This window comes from Psychrobacter sp. T6-6, from assembly GCF_052258185.1.
Lineage (GTDB): Bacteria > Pseudomonadota > Gammaproteobacteria > Pseudomonadales > Moraxellaceae > Psychrobacter.
On record NZ_JBQQEX010000001.1, the window covers coordinates 366,448 to 383,351 of the forward strand.

Here is a 16,904-nt window from a genome sequence, read left to right on the forward strand (position 1 = left end):
TAGTTTACTACGAGTAAAAAACAATTACAAGTAACTATAGTAAAATAGTTAACCTGAGTTTACGGAGTGGTGTACAATGACAAATGTTGAGTTGGAAATGCTAGGAAATCGCATAGATGACCTTATTAAAAGCACAGGACTTAATAACGTGAAAATTGCTAATAAGCTGGGCGTCTCTAAGGTTGCTGTAGGTAAGTGGCGTAAGGGTCAGTCTGAGCCAACAGGTAGCAACTTAAGCGGTCTAGCGGAGGTGTTGAAGACTAATGCGGACTTTTTATTAACTGGCAAACAGGGTGATCTGTTTTATGATGACCTCAGCCAATCACGCGTAGTCGGCTGGGATGATGAAACCGAACTCGAAGATGATGAGTTTGAAATACCTTACTATAATAAAGTGACGGTCACTGCTGGGAGCCAAGAGGGCGAGGTACAAGAAGTGACAGGTAAAACAATCAGGATGAGTAAAAGCTCAGCTAGGAAAGCTGGTGCGAGCATTACGCAGTCTTTTAGCTATGTTAACGATGGTGACAGTATGGCTGAGCGCATATCAGATGGCGCAAGGTGTACGGCTGACGCTAGCAAAAAGGAAATAAAAGACGGCAAGATATATTGCTTACGTCATGGTGTGATGAGACGCACCAAGTATTTATATAGGCGACCTGACGGTGGTCTATTGATACGCAGCCACAATCCTAATTACCCTGATGAGATTATCGCCCCCGAAGATATGAACGACATTGAAATACTTGGCTGGGTTTGGGAATGGTCGAACATGGAAAGATGGTAAAAAAATAACCAAAAGTAAAGCATGATTAATGAACCGTCCGTAAGGGCGGTTTTTTTGTGCCTGAAATTCAGCATAGGGAATAAAAGTTAATTTAAGTTAACTTTATTGTTGACATAGTTAATTAACTTCGGTAAACTTTGGTTAACTTGATAGGAAATGATTTAAACCTTCAAGTATCGCAACGAACAACGCAGACGATGCAAGCGATACCAAATTCAAGACGTAAAAAAGCCCTGAACATCCGACCAAGAACGCAGGGCTTTTACTTAAATAAGCGAGGATATTATGACACAGATTACGTTAGACCCACAAGCAGATAGTGATGATGATTACGTTTACGTCATCAAAGATAACATCGGCATGGAGATTAAATTTGACGCTGATTATCACGAAGATGGTGAGCGCGGCGAGTGTTGGAACGGTCAAGTGATGGTAGATGGCGACAGTTGGATTGAGGTTGATGAGGTTCGCAATCTGCAAATCACGCGAGTGTACGACCCTGAAACTGACGATGATTTGGCACTCGATAGCACGGTGATAAACGATGCCGACAAAGCGCAGATTATCGAGATTATCAAAGGCGTTATTTGCGGTTACATCGAGCCACAACACAAACCCGCTTACGACCACTACGTAGTATAAGGAGCATGACCATGAAACTTTGGGAATTAGCATTTTTTGATGGCGGTGTTTACTGCGTTGAGCATCACTACGGTACAACACGAATGGAAGCAAGATGCGGTGTCACTCACCGCTTAAAGCGTCAAGTGAAGTTTGAAGTTGTGCGCGTTGTTGATGAAAGCGAGGTCACAGCATGAACTATTACATAGCAGTACCAGTTGTAGCTGTACTTGCACTAAACGTCTGGCTTGTGTTGCCAGTGCTGAAAAGCGGGGTGGCGTGATGGATAACGTACAAAAATTACTATTGCAGCTTGATGGATTGAGAAAGCAATTAAAACTATCAGGTTATAGCAAATTAAATTCTCACTTGCAGCACGGCATAAGTTCGGACAATGCTGCTACCAAGTTTGACGCCTTCATGGTGGTGCGTGACGAAGTACAAAAGATGCAGGGTCATAAAACGGTTCAAATTAATAGTGAGGTTTATCACGCCTGTGGAGAAATGATATGCCTCTGCAATGAGGCACTTATTTATTACGCCTTAAAAGGTGTTGGTAGAGAGTCTGAGGTTCATGAATACGAAGGTTGTTTTGACAATATTCTCGCTTTAGTCGAGGTCGCCCAATGAAACAAATAATCTTCATATCATTTTGGGCTGTGTTTGGTGCGTTTGTTACGCATCAGGCACTTGCCGACACGGTGGTTATCGACGACAAGGCTTATCAGATGGTCCAGATACACGGTGAGCTATACACCAGCAACGAATGGCAGCCGACAACTGAGCAGGGCTATACGGACGAATATGTGAATTCTGAGCAGTATCAGACGGCAAAACGCGCTAACCAATTTATAGCAACAGCATATGGGAGACATGAAGATGAATAAAGATATTCAAAGAGTCGAAGTAGAACACAACCCTCCATGTAAAACAGACCCTAGCAGCCACTTTCTAACACTAAAATGTTGGGATGCAGATGTAAATATAGTAGTTATTGGCGGTCGCAATGAGGTGTTACTTTCTGTGATTGATATGGGAAGTGAGTGCTTATCTAACGGAGAGTTGGATAAAAACGAACTCAAGACAATTAGGGATTTCTTTATAACGGTTGAGCCACTATCAGTCAAAGATATTATGAGAGCTATTGCCAACAAAACGGTTAAGGCTGCGAATGAGTCATTGAGAAGAATTAAGGAAGGTGAGTTATGAGTAGGTTAACTAAGAATGAGCGTATTGATAGATTGGTAGCGTGTCTGAGAACACAGGGTATAAAAATGAGAGAGCTTGAAGCAAAGCTTGAAGCGTTGGATGAATGGTCTAAAGGTGCAGACGATATGCTGACCGAGCTAAATCACGCACTGCCTGACCCTGAATACGATGCTAAGTGTGAAGAAAATGCGGTAGCTGTGGAAGCATCACTAGCGAGGCATGCTGTACGACTTGGGCTAAAAAAGCCAGAGCTGACAGGTAGTGACTTGTGCAGACACATAAAAAGCAGGAAGCATTGGGTTTTGGCTGTAGCCAGCGACGAAAACGATGCGACTGCCGAGTTTCATCAGAGAGCTATTGTTGTGACGGATATAACAAACGACGGTAGATTTAAGTGTGGCGATGTGACTTGGCGTTATGCCGTACCTATTGACCATAAAGGCGAACCCCTAACCGCGTCGGAGGTCGGACTATGAAACAACAATGGCAACAGTTTGACCACCACGACACGCTGAGCTTTGAGCTGACCGATGATGAGGAACGCGAGCTGATAAGCGCGTGGACTCAATCACATATTTTTAGATAAGGAATAAGACGATGAGTAATGCAATTAAGCAGTACATGAGCAACCCTGGCATTCAAAGCAAACTAAACGATCTACTCGGTGAGCGCAAAGATGTGTTTTTAACAAGTGCGCTGCAAGTGGTGAACAGCAACAACCGCTTGAAAGATGCAACACCTGAAAGTGTCTTTGGTGCAGTAGTGACGGCAGCGACGTTAAACCTGCCAATCAATAACAACTTAGGGTTTGCTTATATTGTGCCCTACACGCGTAAATGGAAAGAAGGCAACCAATGGAAGGAGGTGCAAGAGGCTAGCTTTCAGATGGGTTACAAGGGCTTTGTGCAGCTTGCACAGCGTAGCGGTCAGTTTAAGCGTATCAGCGCATGTAAGACATACTCAGAAGATACTGAGCAATCGGTTTTTGAGCGCCTAACCGCATTTTTACCCAAAGAACCAAAAGGTGAAGTGACAGGTTATATCGCTTACTTCCAGCTAACAAACGGCTTTGAGGCTCATTTAGCAATGACTAGAAAGGAGCTTGACGCACATGCCAAGCAATATAGCCAGTCGTACAAAATGAATTACGGTGTGTGGAAAGATAATTTTGATGCCATGGCTGAAAAGACGGTTATCAAGTTACTGCTAAGCAAGCAAGCACCTTTATCTATCGTGCCAACACTGGCGCAAGCGGTAGAAGCTGACCAAGCAATTATCCGTGATGTTAATGGTCAGCCGTCTTATGAGTATGCAGACAATCAGCCACAGCAAGCGGCTATTGAAATGGATATTAGCAACAGCCCTGACATTTTTGCCAACGTCAAAACGTCTATCGCAAATGGCAGCATGGAGAAACGATCAGTGCTTGATGGTAGTGCAGGTTATACCATCAGCAACGAACAAAGACAGGAGTTACTAGCATCATGACTTTTAAATGCAGAGCAAGCGCGTTAGGTGGATTGATGACGCGCTTACAGAACAAAACCACGCTTGGCAAAACATCAAAAAAAGTGGTACTCAACGCTGTTTTGCTCGATGTGTTTAATTATCGTCGTGAGATTGACGCCAAGATGATTAACAAAGGCTTGGCGCTAGAAGATGACGCAATCAAAGCCGTTAGTCTGCTAAAGGCGGTCAAGTTATCAAAGAATACTGAGCGCAAAAGTAATGACTGGTTTAGCGGTGAGTGCGACTTACTGACTGATGACAGCATAAGAGATACCAAGTGCTCATGGTCTATTGATAGCTTCCCCTGGACACATGATGACGCTGTGCAAAAGGTCAAAGACGGTGGCTATGATTGGCAAGGTCAAGTCTATATGGAGTTATGGGGTAAAAAGGTGCATTACGTGGACTTTGTGCTACTGCCTACTCCGCATAGCTTGCTTGGCTATAACGATGATGAGTATGAGCACGTTGAACTGGTTAATCAGATACCGCTACAAAAGCGCATCAGGTCGGTCAAGATTGAGTATGACGAGTCGCTAATTGAGCAAGCAAAGGAGCGCGTCGAAATGTCGCGTGACTACTACAACGAATTATTTAAACAACTATCGAATTGAGGTGATGATATGGATATTTATAGCATAGAGGTAAAAACCTCATCAGGTATGTTTAATATTGAGGTTTCAAGAAGCGATAACGCATTACAGTCAATCATAAAGGACTTGCTGCTTAAAAAATTACTTAGTGAAAAGGAGGTGGTCACAAACAAGCCTGTTCCTGTAGCTCCAGTAGAGCAACCCCTATTGACTAAGTGCGTTTATACCAAAGGTGCATTAAAACAAAACTCTCGACAGATGCAGATTAGACGGCTTGTTATCGCTGATTTAATGAAAATAGGTAACGCTTGGCGGTGCAAGGAAATGCTTACCAATGAGATAGTTGACAAGGTGGAGCTAAGCAGGGCTAGCATCGACACCTATGTAAACGGCATGGCAGCAGCAGGCATCATAAAGAAAAACGGTGAAGATAAGAAGTTAATTAAGCTAACAGAAGAATTTATCAATCAATCAAAAGAAGGTGAAACAGCATGAGAGGCGTAAACAAAGTAATCATCATCGGTAATCTTGGAGCAGATCCAGAGGCTCGTCAATTCAACAACGGTGGCAATGTAACCAATATATCAGTGGCAACGTCTGAGCAATGGACAGATAAACAAAGCGGTGAAAAAAGAGAAGCGACTGAGTGGCATCGAATTGTTTTATTTAACCGTCTAGGTGAGATTGCAGCACAGTACCTACGCAAAGGATCAAAGGTTTATATCGAAGGCAGTCTACGCACTCGCAAGTATCAAGATTCAAACGGTCAAGATAAGTATATTACTGAGATACGAGCTGACCAGTTGCAGATGTTAGACGGTAGAGATGAAGGTCAAGCGCCTAATAATCAGCAGAATAATAACCGACCTGCTCAGAACAATCAGCAAGGCTTTAATCAGCAGCCACAGCAGAACAACAACCATCAACAGAGCGCACAGCCACCACAGAATAACAGACCAGTATCTATGCCAGCAGGGCCAGTAGATGACGATATTCCGTTTGCAAGACACTTTGATGGGGTGATGTGATATGAGCTGCTGGGATGCGTACAACGACGACCATGAATTACCGCCAGTTGGCGAGTGCAAAGAATGCGGATGCGATATAGATGTGAACGGAGACACCACGCTTGAATGTTGTGGTTATTCACCAAAATGCGCAACGTGTGGCTATCAACCTTGCGACCATAGCTGCTAACAATTACATCCTGCGTGGGAGCTAATACACGCCGTTATTGCCAGTAGTGACGTTACAACGCTGGCAGCTTAGATTGACACTCCTTACGTGCATAGCATGTGCGTTGAAAAAGCAGTCGAGGCAAAGCCGTTAGTCCACGATAAGAGCCACCCTATTTATTGATGAGGATTGAGATATGGAGTTTGTTACTTGTATTGAGTGCGGTCATGAAGTCGCATCACATTTAGCTGTCAAAGACGACCAGCATATTTTTTGCAGCACTGATTGCTTGGCTGCTTGTGTTGGATTTACTTATGTTAATAACAAAGGTTACAAGCCTGATGATGAGTTATTAAAAAAGCTGCTTTTTGCAGGTATGTAACTCACCTATTTACTAATGAGGATAAGAAGAATGAGTAATTTAAAGTTTAGACAATTTGATCCTACGCTTGATGATTTTATGTTTTTCGAGCTGAATAACGGGCGTGTGCATATCACCAATGGCGATATAAAGTCGTTTGATACTGATAGAAAGGGCAGCCCGCAAGAACAATTCACTGGATTAAAAGACGTAAATGGTGTTGAGATTTACGAGGGTGACATACTAAATATTTACTACACATCAAGCCATTATGATGAGGTACATAATCACGATGGAGTATATATCGCTGTCACGGGCGCTCTGGGTGATGTTGTTTTTAAGTTCAAAAAACTCTTATGGGATAACTACGGTCACAACCAATACCCATTTAATTCAACATTATGCCAAGAGTTCAGATCTTTAAGTTATCGATATTCGGAAGGCTTAGGTAGAAATGAGTTAAGAGCACCTGATAGCTCAACTTACTTTGAGGTCATCGGAAACGTACACCAAAACCCCGAACTATTGGAGAAAAACGATGAGTAATTTACAGCAAGTTAATTGCATATTCGCATTGCATTTTGATGATATTGACGACCCACGCTATAAAGCCATTACCAAGATTGTTATGGGCGGTGAAATGTGGACTGAACGAAACTTAGTCTATGCAGCGCATTTAGATAGTCGTGATGAGCTGTGTGCTCAAATAGAAAAACTGGAGTACAAAGACGATGAGTAATTTACCGTTACAGCCGTTGCGGTGGAATAGTCAAAATCATGCAAGAAGCGCGTTTCATGAGTATCTGATTAGAAAAGATGGTGAGGCTAGAAAAAATAGTAAGTCGCAATATGAGGTCGTTTACGGACGGCTGAACACACAGCAAAGTTATGATGTTGCCACTGGGTTTGCCACAATCGAAGATGCTAAAACATGGTGCTGGAATCACTACAACGAGAAGATGCAGCCGTATGTTGTTCCCGACTCTATCGCTGATATTGCAAACTGGTTTAAAGCTGCAAAGCCTGAGCCGACTGATGAGGACTTGTCTGTGCAAATTGGGTGCTGCTTGGAGGAGGTTTGCGAGTTACTAGAAGGATTGGGAGCGCAAACAGGTCATTATCGAGAACTAACCGACCTCGCTAATGAATTTAAGTATAAAGGCGAATGGGCGTTAAAGAGGGTTAGAAACCTGACCTACCAGCAACGTATAGACATCGTAGATGCTTGCTGTGACATCAATGTCACGTCTGTAGGTGTCATGAAGTTACTTGGCGGTGTCGATGTATTAGGCGCTCAACGTGAGGTCGTACGCTCGAATAATAGCAAGATGGTAGATGATAAGTTTATCTTTGATGATAACGGCAAGATAATGAAGCCTGATAGCTATAGTAAGCCTGATTTAACGCCATTTGTAAAACAAGGAGAGTGATGTGAGTAATTTTCTAGAAGATATTGAAAAAACTTTAGCTAGAGACTGCAACAACGAGCAAGTGGAGTCAATTGTTATAAGCAAGTATGTTAATTATGACAACGACTTTGATGGTAAAAGTATACCGCTAGATATGCTACATAAGCCTATCGACTGGGATTTAGCTAAGCAGGTTCTAAACTATAACTACGACACAGGTTATGGCGGTGCTGACTGCAATGCTATTTATTTATACACAAAGTCGTTCATAGTTTTTGTGTCTGAATATGACGGTGCTACCAGCGTCAACTGCATACCAAGAAATCCTATTGAGTGCGAACCAGACTATTTATAAGCGAGGTGCAAAGTGACTAACGGACAGATAAAAGAAATCGCACTAGCGAACGGCTTTAAGCTCAAAGAGCAGCCAAGCGGTGAAATGGATTTGAACCCTTATGTTTATAGTGCTATTCGCAACGCTATACTTTTCAAACTTGGACAGATAACAGCCGATATGGCTGACTTGATAGATAGCAAGGACACGTTAGAAAGTCAGTCAATGTTAGATAGGTGTGACGACATTATTGATAAGCATATTGCAGAATTAAGCGAGGTGACAGATGACTAACTTACGACGACTACGGATTGACCAAGTGGCTGACAAGGTAGCTTTGCCGAGGTCAACGATTTATGAGAAAATCAAAGCCGGTGCCTTTCCAAAGCAATACAAAGATGGTAGCTCGTCTTTTTGGTTCGAGCATGAGCTTGACGCATGGCTAATAAAAGTGCATGATTTGCACTTAGAGACAGTGACTGAAAACGAAGAAGAAACGGCTTGATATTGATTAATAACAGTAAAATTAACAGTAATTGACCATCAACTAAAATAACAAGTCAATTAAATCAATGGTTTACCTGTTATGTTCGAGTCCGACCACTGGTACCAATATGTAGTGCAATTCAACCTCCCCCTTCGGAGGTTTTTTTGTGCCTGTAACTTTATGACTATTACGTTACGCTTGTCACTTTTTACTGGTCTTGCCACTTCTTACTGGCAATATTTGCTTGTACTTATACCGCTACTTCGTATTGCGTAACCGCACTTATCTTAATCGGTACGGCATAGCTCCATGGCATGCCCGCACTGCAGTAAAAAAATCCATCACGGAATGATACGATATAGGCGGTAAAATCATTGCCACAATGATCCATCATTGCTTGCTCATCGCTGTCATCACAAACCGCACACCATATTCGCTTGGTACCGCGTGCTAGCATTGCCCGTGTTAAGTCACTCCCCTTCAGTTCGTTATTCATCATCGGCTCCTTGACATTCTGCACTCTCTCACAATACCTACTTTTCAAGAGTTGATTTATCCGTACTCAATTCGTAAATTTGGTATTAACGACAAACAATGTTTTCGTATAAAAAATCATGTTAGGCGTTATTTATTTTTCACCGCGCTTATTACTATTGAGTATCTACTAGTGTAAAACTTTAATGGACTGACTGTAATAGATAGCTATCAGATTAGCGATGAATGGCAAAACTACTAAGACAAACGGCTTAGTTGAATAAAAACACTTAACAAACTTTTTAATAAAACTGGGAAAAAAGAAACAACTGTTCACTAACGTTGCAAAAGCGTGAAATTTCCTATCTATCTAGAACAGTGGTGCGCCACTTATATTATATTTACTTTATGATATATATCAAAATATGGATATTAATGCAACTTTGTTTATCAGTTTTTATTGGCTCCTATCAAATCTAACAATTGATAATAGAAAAAGTCAGCAAGTCAGGTAAAATATCGACTATGAACATTTCTGAAGAATCCAGTCCTCGCAAAATCATTCATATTGATATGGATGCTTTTTATGCCAGTGTTGAGCAGCGCGACTTTCCCGAGCTTCGAGGCAAGCCATTGGTAGTTGGCGGTGATCCTAACGGTCGCGGCGTGGTTGCCGCTGCCAGTTACGAGGTACGTCAATTTGGCGTACGTTCAGCAATGTCCTGCTATGAGGCACGTAAACGCTGTCCAGAGGTGGTATTTGTCAGACCACGTTTTGAGGTTTATCGAGCGGTCAGTAGTGACATTCGCCGTATTATGCATAGTTTGACCCCCCATGTTGAACCATTATCACTAGATGAAGCCTATTTGGACGTTACTGGACTTAACGCGCACAAAGGCTCAGCAACGCTAATGGCCAACTGGTTGAGGGCACAAATTCTAGAGCAGACAGGGTTGACTGCTTCTGCTGGCGTCTCATTTAATAAAATGCTGGCTAAAATTGCTTCCGATATCAACAAGCCCAATGGCACTGCTATCATCACACCAAAAGATGCTGATGCGTTTATTAGTACGCTACCTATTGAACGCTTTCACGGTATAGGGAAAGCAACAGCAAAGCGATTGCATGCGATGGGTGTGAGCAATGGCGCAGATCTCCGGCGTGTGCCAGCAGCTACTATGGTTGAGGAGTTCGGTAAACGTGGTCAGTTTTATTACGATATCGCTCATGGCCGTGATGAGCGACCAGTCAAGTCTGAGCGCACTCACAAATCAGTCGGTTCAGAGACGACTTTTAGAGATAACTTGAGTGATAATGACGAGCTGCGTATACAGATTTATGAGCAGAATGCTGATGCTTTTAGCCAGCTGCACAAAAAAAAACTCGTTGCCCATACCATCACGCTCAAAATAAAATACTCGGACTTCACTCAAATTACGCGCTCGCATACTTTATCTACCACTTTTGATAGCGCTGAGTCTGCACATTACTGGTTAGACAAGCTATTTGCAGATATTCCACGCGAGCTGCCCATTCGGCTGGTAGGTGTGACCTTTTCTTCTTTATTACCTTCTACGCAGTTATTGCCTCAATTAACTTTATTTGAATAACCTAATCGCTGACTGATGGTTATTTTTAATAAAAGCAATCAGTTTCGTATTTCCGCTTAGGCTATTACTCTGTTCTAACAGTCATATCATACGCTGCTATCATCGGGTAAAGTATCCTTTCATAAAAGCATTTCTGCTACAATTATGCCAAAATCTCTATTGAACTAAAGACTGATTATGACTGACTCTCACACTGCATTTACTGATACAAACACATCGCTTGATACCATCGCCAATAACGATACCTCAAACTATTTGAGCGTTGAGGACTATGATTATGAGCTGCCAGATAGCTTGATTGCCCGCTATCCTCTAGCACAGCGTTCTGCTTCAAAATTGCTATACTTGCCTGCTAACTCTCAGACAAACACTACTCGAATAGAAGACTGTTTGTTTTCTGCATTGCCCGACTTATTGGATGCAGGCGATCTAATTGTCTTTAATGATACAAAGGTAATGAAGGCGCGTCTGTTCGGCCAAAAAGATACTGGCGGCAAACTTGAAGTCCTGATTGAACGCTTAGTTAATCTTGATGATTTAGATACTGCAGCCCTGCATCTAAAAGACATGAGTGATGAGCCAGTGAATCAAGAACACATTGCGCTTTGTCATGTAAAAGCAAGCAAAGCACTTAAGCTGGGTCAGCGCTTGCAACTTGCTGACGGTCATATGAGTGCTGCAATGATTGGACGTCAAGACAACTTGTTTATTTTGGCATTTGATGCGCCGATTTTACCGCAATTAGAGCTCTATGGTGAACTTCCTATTCCACCTTATTTTGAGCGTCATGCCGATGAGACTGACAACACTCGTTATCAAACCGTTTTTCATGATCCTACTAAGCTTGCTAGCGTAGCGGCTCCTACAGCGAGTTTGCACTTCGATGAAGCGGTACTGAGCAAGCTTGCAGAAAAAGGCATCAATACTGCTTTTGTCACATTACACGTTGGGGCTGGTACCTTTGCGCCAGTCAAAACAGACAACCTACTCAATCACACCATGCATAGCGAATATGCACACCTACCGCAAACGACGGCCGAGCTAATCAATCAGACTCATGCAAATGGGAACAAAGTTATCGCTATCGGTACAACAGTAACTCGTGTCCTAGAGACGGCTTATCAAAAGACAGCTATGGACGGGCAAAAGCTCTCTAGCTGGTCAGGTGATACCGATATTTTTATCTACCCAGGATTTAAGTTTGGCGTTATCGATCGATTGTTAACGAACTTTCACTTACCTAAATCAACACTGCTGATGCTAGTGTCGGCATTTGCAGGCAAATCATCTATTGAGCACGCCTATCAACATGCTATTGACAAACAGTATCGGTTTTTCAGCTATGGTGATGCCATGCTGTTAGATAGAAAAGTTGACTAAACATGACATAAACATTTTGTGCATTGCACACAACAGTTGTGAAATAAACTGGTAAACTAAACCGTATTTTGTTATAACAGCAAAGATAACTTATATCCTAAAGGACTACTCATGTCTTGTCATCTATCTCGTCGCTTGACTCCTGTACATCGCGCGGTATCGATGGCAATGCTTTGCTCTATAGGTTGGGCGGTCCTAGTATCAAGCGCACAGGCAGCAACTATCGGTAAAACGGTAGTTACCTCAGCTCAGCATGAGCCACTAGCCGCTAGTATCGCTGTTAGCAATATAGAAGCAGCGGACTTTTCAGCCAGTTTGGCAAACTCTACTATCTACCAGCAAATGGGACTCTCCCCTACTGACTCTATGATGGTACGATTTCAACCGACCTCGGCGACCAGTGGCCAGTTGCTTATCACCACCTCACAGCCTGTATCCAAGCCGTTTGCTGATGTTGTTTTGGCGATAAACGACAATGGACAGCGCAATATGTTGCCAAAAACATTACTGATGCCTTTGAAAGAAACCCTGCCTATCAATACCAGTAACACTATGGCGACAGCAGCAAAGAAACCAAATCTACCTAGCGTCTCTGCAAGTACTGCCATGCCTTTGACAGTCCGCAGAGGTGCTCCGCCACCGCTGATTTCGGTACCTGCAATATCCTCGCCTAAATTATCAACGCCCCAATTATCAACACCAAAAGCACCAACAGACGCCTTATTGGCGACCACGTTAGCGGCGCCTAACGTACAAGCGCCCACTGTGACCGTTACCTCACAGGTCAACCGTCTCGCTTATGCACCTAGTCGCCTTGATAATGGACGTTTGAAGCGTATCTCTGATACAGATAATAATTCTAGCCCTACTGATAATCGCGGTAACTTAACAAACTCTATGAGCAATAGCCTCTTGAGTACCGCAAGTAGCAATAGTGGCTCGGCGACAATTGACAGTAGCGCTATCAATGAACGCTCTAATAAAAACAGCATAAATACAGTGGCAGCAGATAAACCAAGAACCAATCAGCAGCTCGATATTCTCAATATACAAGTGACACGTCAAATACAGCCAAGCAGCAAAGCAGATGCTATAGCAAGCTCACCTCTCGTACCAACGAGCAAGCTCATAAGCGTATCAACAATCGCGCAAGATGCGAGTGATACTCCTACGGCGGCCTCTCAAGACCGCAAGACCGCGGATAGCACAGCACTATCTGTACCATCGCCTAATGATTCGATGACAGCCAGTAATAAAGTTGTGAGTAGCGCTACCACTCAGTATCAGGTACAGCGCAACGATAGCTTGTGGGTGATTGCTCAGCAGATTGCAGAAGAAAACAATCTAGATACGCCAACAGTAATGAAGCAGATTCAATCACAAAACCCTGATGCCTTTATCAATAAAGATGCCGATCAGTTAAAAGCAGATGCGAAGCTGAGCCTGCCCAGTTACGATATCATACCGTCGCAGCAGAGTTTGGAAGCTGCTATTAGCGCCCAAAGACAGTATAACCGTAGAGCTAATACACCTGTAATCAAAAAGGCTGCACCATCACCAACCAAAAAATCATCTGAAACGGCGCAAGTAGCCAAGCGTCCTGAAAAACCCACAACGACTAAAACAAAGATACTGCCGCAAGCGCAGTTTTCTGTGCTTGCCCCTGGTAGTGACGGCAATGCAGATGGAACACAAGCAAAATCTGCGGCGGATACTGGTAATGGTCTAAGCACTGATATTTTAGCGACGCTCAAATCGTCAAGACAAGGAACAGCCTCACAGGCGAAGCGTTTGTCAAAGACTAGCAGCGCACTCAATAGCTATACTAAAAAGCTCCAACTACAAAATCAAAAACTGGCTGAGCTACAAGCTCGTCTTAAAAAACTACGCAATCAATAATTGCCTAACTGATCAACGCAAGACGCTATGATCATAGGCGTAGGAGTAACAATGGACAATATGCTATATATTATCGCCGGATTGGTGCTTATTCTGTTAGTTGCAGGCTTGTTATTGCGCAAAAACAAAGCACAAAAACAGAGTGTTCAACCCCCTGTCAACTCGCTAAGAAACTCTGCTACTCGGGCACCGCAGACGGATTATGGCACTACTGCCCAAAGCAATGAACACGCTAACAATAAATTTGATCACATTACCATTGCTCAGCGCTTCATAGATCAACAGCGTTATGACAAAGCGATCGAAACAATCAATCGTGGTCTAAGTGAAAAACCTAATGATGGTCAATTATCTATCAAGTTACTCAGTATATACGCCACTATTGATCAGCCAGAAAACTTCGATAACGTCTATAACACCATTAAACTTAATAACGATGGCAAGACCCTTACGCTCGCTGATGAACTCAAAGATCTATATGTTGGCGAGCCACGTCCAGTCGCTACACAAGAACTAGCAACTGAGGATGCTGTTGATAATACCTTTGACGGTCTAGATTTTGATTTACCAACTAGCCAAGTCAATGACACAGATACAATCTCTGATCAGCCAGTCATTGAAGACAACAAAGATACTGTGATAGACGAGCCTATTGCTCAGCCAGTACTTTCGGATGAACTTAATGATACCAGTCCAACTACTGAAAATGCAGCAGATAGCTTTGACCTGACGCTTAGTGACTTAGAAAGCGACTCATTAGAAAGCGACTTAGAAAGTGATTTTGACGAGCCTCATACTACTGCTGACAATCCTGTTGCACCATTATCTATTGCAGACGATAACGCCTCTGTTACATCTACTGATGAAAGTACTGAAGTTATTGAAGACAGTGATTTCAGTGACTTTGAGTTTGATTTTGACTCGACGACTGACGATACGTCGACTGACAACGCTATCATCTCAGGTACTTTAGACGACCAAAACGAAGAGTTAGCGTTAGAAGATGACGATTTTGTCTTAGATTTTGATGACTTAGCTGCAGATACAGATACGGAAATAACTAACGATGTAACTGATAACTTAGTAGGCACTTCTACTGATGCTATTCAAAGCAGTGAAGATGACTTTTCTTTATCTCTAGATAGTTTAGATACGCCAGATAACGTTGATACTGTCTCTAATGTCGATACCGGTTTTGATAGTGAATTGTCTACTACCGAAGAAAGTAATGATCTCGATAGCTTTATTTTAGAGAATACTGATTTTGAAGAAGTTGCTGCTGAAGACAATACGTTTGAAAACAGCACATTTGAAGATGATAGTTTTGCAGAGCTTAACATTGAAGAGCAACTACTCGCTGATGATGTTGAAGGTAGTCCTGTTGAGGCATTGGATGATTCATCACCTGCACCGCTGAGATTTGATGACAATACAAGCATAGATGATGACTTTGGTATTGATGATGCTGACTCTTTATTAGAAACTCCCGCTTCTACAACCGCACCAGTGGAGCTCGAAGCTGATAACACCACTGAAGCTGTTGAATCAGCAGAAGACTTTTCATCACGCTTTGCCGCTGATTTCGATTTTGTGAAATCTCTAGATAGCAATCAGGTAACATTAGACTTAGCAGGTCAGTATCTACAGCTGGGTGAGTATGATAGTGCAAAACGTTTATTGAATGAAGTAGTTGCTCAAGGTAATAGCGAGCAAAAACAACAAGCACAAGTACTGCTTGAACGTACTGCATAGTCAACAAACAAAGTAGTCTTCAGCAAGTACGTTTTAATCAGCAAGTACTCCCTAATTAAGGTGTACTTGCTGTTTTTTTTGCATCTAATTCTGATACCATCTATTATTGAATGCTATCACTGCTGCTACTAAACTCTATAGCACCTCTTTTCTTCCATACTTTTTACTGTGTTGATATTATGCCATCTTCTGCTACATCCAAAAACCTATCCGATCCTATTCAACTGATTTATGCTGGTGGTACCTTTGGTAGCTATGGCCGCCCTTTGGCCCCTTTATCAGCAGAAATCTTTTTGCCCACACTAAAAAAACTATTGTCTGAACAAGATAACGCCGTTACTTCACCAACCATTTCATGGTTGGACAACACGCTAATCAAAGACAGTAGCCAGCTTACCCCCAGCGATTTTGTACATTTTTATCAACTGTTACTTAATGCTTACACGCAAGGTGAGAAACGCTTTGTGTTGATTAGTGGCACTGACACATTGAGTTACTTAGGTGCGTTTTTAGCGGAAGCTTTTGCCGGTAGCGATATTTGTATCGTAGTGACTGGAAGCATGCGACCATTGCTAAACAGTGAGGTAATACAGTCCTATGAGATTGACGACCATAGCGATGCTTGGAGCAATCTTAACGACTCATTAAAGCTGGCCGCTGCTGGTGATTCAGGCGTCAAAATTAGCTTTGGCGGTGAATCGTGGCCTGCACAAACCGTGCAAAAGATTCACAGTCATGATCTTATGGCATTTACGGGTCATTCGCGCGCGGCATATCCGGCCAACAGTTATATCAGAAACCTCCCAGAGACTCGCAGACAGCATTGGCTTGATGATCAGCAAGTCTTGCTACCTAATATCACGGCACGCGCTGAGCAGTCCAAGATCCATGCCTTATACTGCTTGCCCAATGATGCGTCTGTGATAAATAATCAATTACAAAACTTATTATCTCAGCCGCCATGCGGTATTATCCTGCTAGGGTTTGGCGCTGGTAATATTCCTTATTCAGATACACTAGCAGATACGCTCAGTCTTGCTCATGAGCAGGGACACATCGTGATATGCGCCAGCCAATGTCCGTTTGGCGGTGTAAGCGACAGCTATGCCGCTGGTAGTTGGCAATACGACTATCATGTAATTGCTGGTGGTCGTTTAACTATCCCTGCTATTTATGCACGGTTGCTGTGGTTGCTACTGCGCTATGACAGTCCAGCAAGACGTCGACAGCGTTGGTTGAACAATGTCAGTCAAGCGGGTACAAGCATCAAAAAAAGATAAGCAACTCTGCATCCATTCCAAA

General features: G+C 42.8%; 24 protein-coding genes. 23 read left to right on the top strand and 1 reads right to left on the bottom strand.

The window, feature by feature from the left end:
- Positions 1-97: 97 nt before the first annotated feature.
- The 18 genes from ACTXGL_RS01540 (at position 98) to ACTXGL_RS01625 (ending at position 8,504) form a co-directional block, all read left to right on the top strand.
- Complete coding sequence (locus ACTXGL_RS01540; protein ID WP_443524833.1) at positions 98-787, top strand: S24 family peptidase; 690 nt, start codon at positions 98-100, stop codon at positions 785-787.
- 285 nt (positions 788-1,072) lie between these two features.
- A complete protein-coding gene (locus tag ACTXGL_RS01545) occupies positions 1,073-1,429 on the top strand; it encodes a hypothetical protein (RefSeq protein ID WP_443524380.1) in 357 nt (118 codons plus the stop codon).
- 11 nt (positions 1,430-1,440) lie between these two features.
- Positions 1,441-1,605 (top strand): hypothetical protein, encoded by a 165-nt coding sequence (locus tag ACTXGL_RS01550; RefSeq protein ID WP_443524382.1) that lies wholly within the window; start codon positions 1,441-1,443, stop codon positions 1,603-1,605.
- Between the two features lie 85 nt (positions 1,606-1,690).
- Positions 1,691-2,038, top strand: coding sequence for a hypothetical protein (locus tag ACTXGL_RS01555; protein WP_443524384.1), 348 nt, complete (start codon positions 1,691-1,693; stop codon positions 2,036-2,038).
- On the top strand, positions 2,035-2,295 hold the full coding sequence (locus ACTXGL_RS01560) for a hypothetical protein (RefSeq protein ID WP_443524386.1): 261 nt from the start codon (positions 2,035-2,037) through the stop codon (positions 2,293-2,295). The genes ACTXGL_RS01555 and ACTXGL_RS01560 overlap by 4 nt, the downstream gene beginning before the upstream one ends.
- The gene (locus ACTXGL_RS01565; protein WP_443524388.1) at positions 2,288-2,617 is read left to right on the top strand and encodes a hypothetical protein; all 330 of its coding nucleotides are present in this window, start codon (positions 2,288-2,290) and stop codon (positions 2,615-2,617) included. The genes ACTXGL_RS01560 and ACTXGL_RS01565 overlap by 8 nt, the downstream gene beginning before the upstream one ends.
- Positions 2,614-3,093, top strand: a complete 480-nt coding sequence (locus ACTXGL_RS01570) for a hypothetical protein (protein WP_443524389.1) — start codon at positions 2,614-2,616, stop codon at positions 3,091-3,093. The genes ACTXGL_RS01565 and ACTXGL_RS01570 overlap by 4 nt, the downstream gene beginning before the upstream one ends.
- Positions 3,094-3,214: 121 nt before the next feature.
- The gene (locus ACTXGL_RS01575) at positions 3,215-4,105 is read left to right on the top strand and encodes a recombinase RecT (RefSeq protein WP_443524390.1); all 891 of its coding nucleotides are present in this window, start codon (positions 3,215-3,217) and stop codon (positions 4,103-4,105) included.
- The gene (locus tag ACTXGL_RS01580; protein WP_443524392.1) at positions 4,102-4,740 is read left to right on the top strand and encodes a hypothetical protein; all 639 of its coding nucleotides are present in this window, start codon (positions 4,102-4,104) and stop codon (positions 4,738-4,740) included. Before ACTXGL_RS01575 ends, ACTXGL_RS01580 begins: the two co-directional genes overlap by 4 nt.
- A 9-nt stretch (positions 4,741-4,749) precedes the next feature.
- Positions 4,750-5,214: a hypothetical protein gene (locus ACTXGL_RS01585; RefSeq protein ID WP_443524393.1), complete on the top strand. Its 465-nt coding sequence runs from the start codon at positions 4,750-4,752 to the stop codon at positions 5,212-5,214.
- Positions 5,211-5,747 carry a single-stranded DNA-binding protein gene (gene ssb, locus ACTXGL_RS01590; protein ID WP_443524395.1) on the top strand — a complete coding sequence of 179 codons (537 nt, stop codon included), beginning with the start codon at positions 5,211-5,213 and terminating at the stop codon, positions 5,745-5,747. The genes ACTXGL_RS01585 and ssb overlap by 4 nt, the downstream gene beginning before the upstream one ends.
- A 344-nt stretch (positions 5,748-6,091) precedes the next feature.
- Positions 6,092-6,277, top strand: a complete 186-nt coding sequence (locus tag ACTXGL_RS01595) for a hypothetical protein (protein ID WP_443524396.1) — start codon at positions 6,092-6,094, stop codon at positions 6,275-6,277.
- A gap of 30 nt (positions 6,278-6,307) precedes the next feature.
- Positions 6,308-6,802: a YopX family protein gene (locus ACTXGL_RS01600; protein ID WP_443524398.1), complete on the top strand. Its 495-nt coding sequence runs from the start codon at positions 6,308-6,310 to the stop codon at positions 6,800-6,802.
- Positions 6,795-6,995 carry a hypothetical protein gene (locus ACTXGL_RS01605; protein ID WP_443524399.1) on the top strand — a complete coding sequence of 67 codons (201 nt, stop codon included), beginning with the start codon at positions 6,795-6,797 and terminating at the stop codon, positions 6,993-6,995. Before ACTXGL_RS01600 ends, ACTXGL_RS01605 begins: the two co-directional genes overlap by 8 nt.
- A complete protein-coding gene (locus ACTXGL_RS01610) occupies positions 6,988-7,686 on the top strand; it encodes a hypothetical protein (protein WP_443524401.1) in 699 nt (232 codons plus the stop codon). The genes ACTXGL_RS01605 and ACTXGL_RS01610 overlap by 8 nt, the downstream gene beginning before the upstream one ends.
- 1 nt (position 7,687) lies before the next feature.
- Positions 7,688-8,020, top strand: coding sequence for a hypothetical protein (locus tag ACTXGL_RS01615; RefSeq protein ID WP_443524403.1), 333 nt, complete (start codon positions 7,688-7,690; stop codon positions 8,018-8,020).
- 12 nt (positions 8,021-8,032) lie between these two features.
- Complete coding sequence (locus tag ACTXGL_RS01620) at positions 8,033-8,293, top strand: hypothetical protein (protein ID WP_443524405.1); 261 nt, start codon at positions 8,033-8,035, stop codon at positions 8,291-8,293.
- A complete protein-coding gene (locus ACTXGL_RS01625; protein ID WP_443524407.1) occupies positions 8,286-8,504 on the top strand; it encodes a helix-turn-helix transcriptional regulator in 219 nt (72 codons plus the stop codon). The genes ACTXGL_RS01620 and ACTXGL_RS01625 overlap by 8 nt, the downstream gene beginning before the upstream one ends.
- A 232-nt stretch (positions 8,505-8,736) precedes the next feature.
- On the opposite strand, the gene ACTXGL_RS01630 is transcribed toward ACTXGL_RS01625, so the two are convergent.
- The gene (locus tag ACTXGL_RS01630) at positions 8,737-8,982 is read right to left on the bottom strand and encodes a hypothetical protein (RefSeq protein WP_319050185.1); all 246 of its coding nucleotides are present in this window, start codon (positions 8,980-8,982) and stop codon (positions 8,737-8,739) included.
- Between the two features lie 503 nt (positions 8,983-9,485).
- On the opposite strand from ACTXGL_RS01630, the gene dinB reads away from it, so the two are divergent.
- The 5 genes from dinB to ACTXGL_RS01655 all read left to right on the top strand — a co-directional run bounded on the left by dinB (position 9,486) and on the right by ACTXGL_RS01655 (position 16,882).
- A complete protein-coding gene (gene dinB / locus ACTXGL_RS01635) occupies positions 9,486-10,571 on the top strand; it encodes a DNA polymerase IV (RefSeq protein ID WP_443524409.1) in 1,086 nt (361 codons plus the stop codon).
- 177 nt (positions 10,572-10,748) lie between these two features.
- Positions 10,749-11,951: a tRNA preQ1(34) S-adenosylmethionine ribosyltransferase-isomerase QueA gene (gene queA / locus ACTXGL_RS01640; protein ID WP_443524411.1), complete on the top strand. Its 1,203-nt coding sequence runs from the start codon at positions 10,749-10,751 to the stop codon at positions 11,949-11,951.
- A 111-nt stretch (positions 11,952-12,062) separates the two neighbouring features.
- A complete protein-coding gene (locus tag ACTXGL_RS01645; protein ID WP_443524413.1) occupies positions 12,063-13,850 on the top strand; it encodes a type IV pilus assembly protein FimV in 1,788 nt (595 codons plus the stop codon).
- 51 nt (positions 13,851-13,901) lie between these two features.
- On the top strand, positions 13,902-15,602 hold the full coding sequence (locus ACTXGL_RS01650) for a FimV/HubP family polar landmark protein (protein ID WP_443524415.1): 1,701 nt from the start codon (positions 13,902-13,904) through the stop codon (positions 15,600-15,602).
- Between the two features lie 179 nt (positions 15,603-15,781).
- Positions 15,782-16,882 carry an asparaginase gene (locus ACTXGL_RS01655; RefSeq protein ID WP_443524417.1) on the top strand — a complete coding sequence of 367 codons (1,101 nt, stop codon included), beginning with the start codon at positions 15,782-15,784 and terminating at the stop codon, positions 16,880-16,882.
- The last annotated feature ends 22 nt before the right edge of the window (positions 16,883-16,904 follow it).

What these genes read in the sequence shown, in the direction of transcription:
- ACTXGL_RS01585 (WP_443524393.1), top strand. Translation starts at nt 4,750, where the DNA reads ATGGATATTTATAGCATAGAGGTAAAAACCTCATCAGGTATGTTTAAT.
- ACTXGL_RS01565 (WP_443524388.1), top strand. Translation starts at nt 2,288, where the DNA reads ATGAATAAAGATATTCAAAGAGTCGAAGTAGAACACAACCCTCCATGT.
- ACTXGL_RS01545 (WP_443524380.1), top strand. Translation starts at nt 1,073, where the DNA reads ATGACACAGATTACGTTAGACCCACAAGCAGATAGTGATGATGATTAC.
- ACTXGL_RS01555 (WP_443524384.1), top strand. Translation starts at nt 1,691, where the DNA reads ATGGATAACGTACAAAAATTACTATTGCAGCTTGATGGATTGAGAAAG.
- ACTXGL_RS01560 (WP_443524386.1), top strand. Translation starts at nt 2,035, where the DNA reads ATGAAACAAATAATCTTCATATCATTTTGGGCTGTGTTTGGTGCGTTT.
- ACTXGL_RS01610 (WP_443524401.1), top strand. Translation starts at nt 6,988, where the DNA reads ATGAGTAATTTACCGTTACAGCCGTTGCGGTGGAATAGTCAAAATCAT.
- ACTXGL_RS01570 (WP_443524389.1), top strand. Translation starts at nt 2,614, where the DNA reads ATGAGTAGGTTAACTAAGAATGAGCGTATTGATAGATTGGTAGCGTGT.
- queA (WP_443524411.1), top strand. Translation starts at nt 10,749, where the DNA reads ATGACTGACTCTCACACTGCATTTACTGATACAAACACATCGCTTGAT.
- ACTXGL_RS01580 (WP_443524392.1), top strand. Translation starts at nt 4,102, where the DNA reads ATGACTTTTAAATGCAGAGCAAGCGCGTTAGGTGGATTGATGACGCGC.
- ACTXGL_RS01600 (WP_443524398.1), top strand. Translation starts at nt 6,308, where the DNA reads ATGAGTAATTTAAAGTTTAGACAATTTGATCCTACGCTTGATGATTTT.
- ACTXGL_RS01625 (WP_443524407.1), top strand. Translation starts at nt 8,286, where the DNA reads ATGACTAACTTACGACGACTACGGATTGACCAAGTGGCTGACAAGGTA.
- ACTXGL_RS01540 (WP_443524833.1), top strand. Translation starts at nt 98, where the DNA reads ATGCTAGGAAATCGCATAGATGACCTTATTAAAAGCACAGGACTTAAT.
- ACTXGL_RS01550 (WP_443524382.1), top strand. Translation starts at nt 1,441, where the DNA reads ATGAAACTTTGGGAATTAGCATTTTTTGATGGCGGTGTTTACTGCGTT.
- dinB (WP_443524409.1), top strand. Translation starts at nt 9,486, where the DNA reads ATGAACATTTCTGAAGAATCCAGTCCTCGCAAAATCATTCATATTGAT.
- ssb (WP_443524395.1), top strand. Translation starts at nt 5,211, where the DNA reads ATGAGAGGCGTAAACAAAGTAATCATCATCGGTAATCTTGGAGCAGAT.
- ACTXGL_RS01605 (WP_443524399.1), top strand. Translation starts at nt 6,795, where the DNA reads ATGAGTAATTTACAGCAAGTTAATTGCATATTCGCATTGCATTTTGAT.
- ACTXGL_RS01595 (WP_443524396.1), top strand. Translation starts at nt 6,092, where the DNA reads ATGGAGTTTGTTACTTGTATTGAGTGCGGTCATGAAGTCGCATCACAT.
- ACTXGL_RS01655 (WP_443524417.1), top strand. Translation starts at nt 15,782, where the DNA reads ATGCCATCTTCTGCTACATCCAAAAACCTATCCGATCCTATTCAACTG.
- ACTXGL_RS01575 (WP_443524390.1), top strand. Translation starts at nt 3,215, where the DNA reads ATGAGTAATGCAATTAAGCAGTACATGAGCAACCCTGGCATTCAAAGC.
- ACTXGL_RS01630 (WP_319050185.1), bottom strand. Translation starts at nt 8,982, where the DNA reads ATGAATAACGAACTGAAGGGGAGTGACTTAACACGGGCAATGCTAGCA.
- ACTXGL_RS01645 (WP_443524413.1), top strand. Translation starts at nt 12,063, where the DNA reads ATGTCTTGTCATCTATCTCGTCGCTTGACTCCTGTACATCGCGCGGTA.
- ACTXGL_RS01650 (WP_443524415.1), top strand. Translation starts at nt 13,902, where the DNA reads ATGGACAATATGCTATATATTATCGCCGGATTGGTGCTTATTCTGTTA.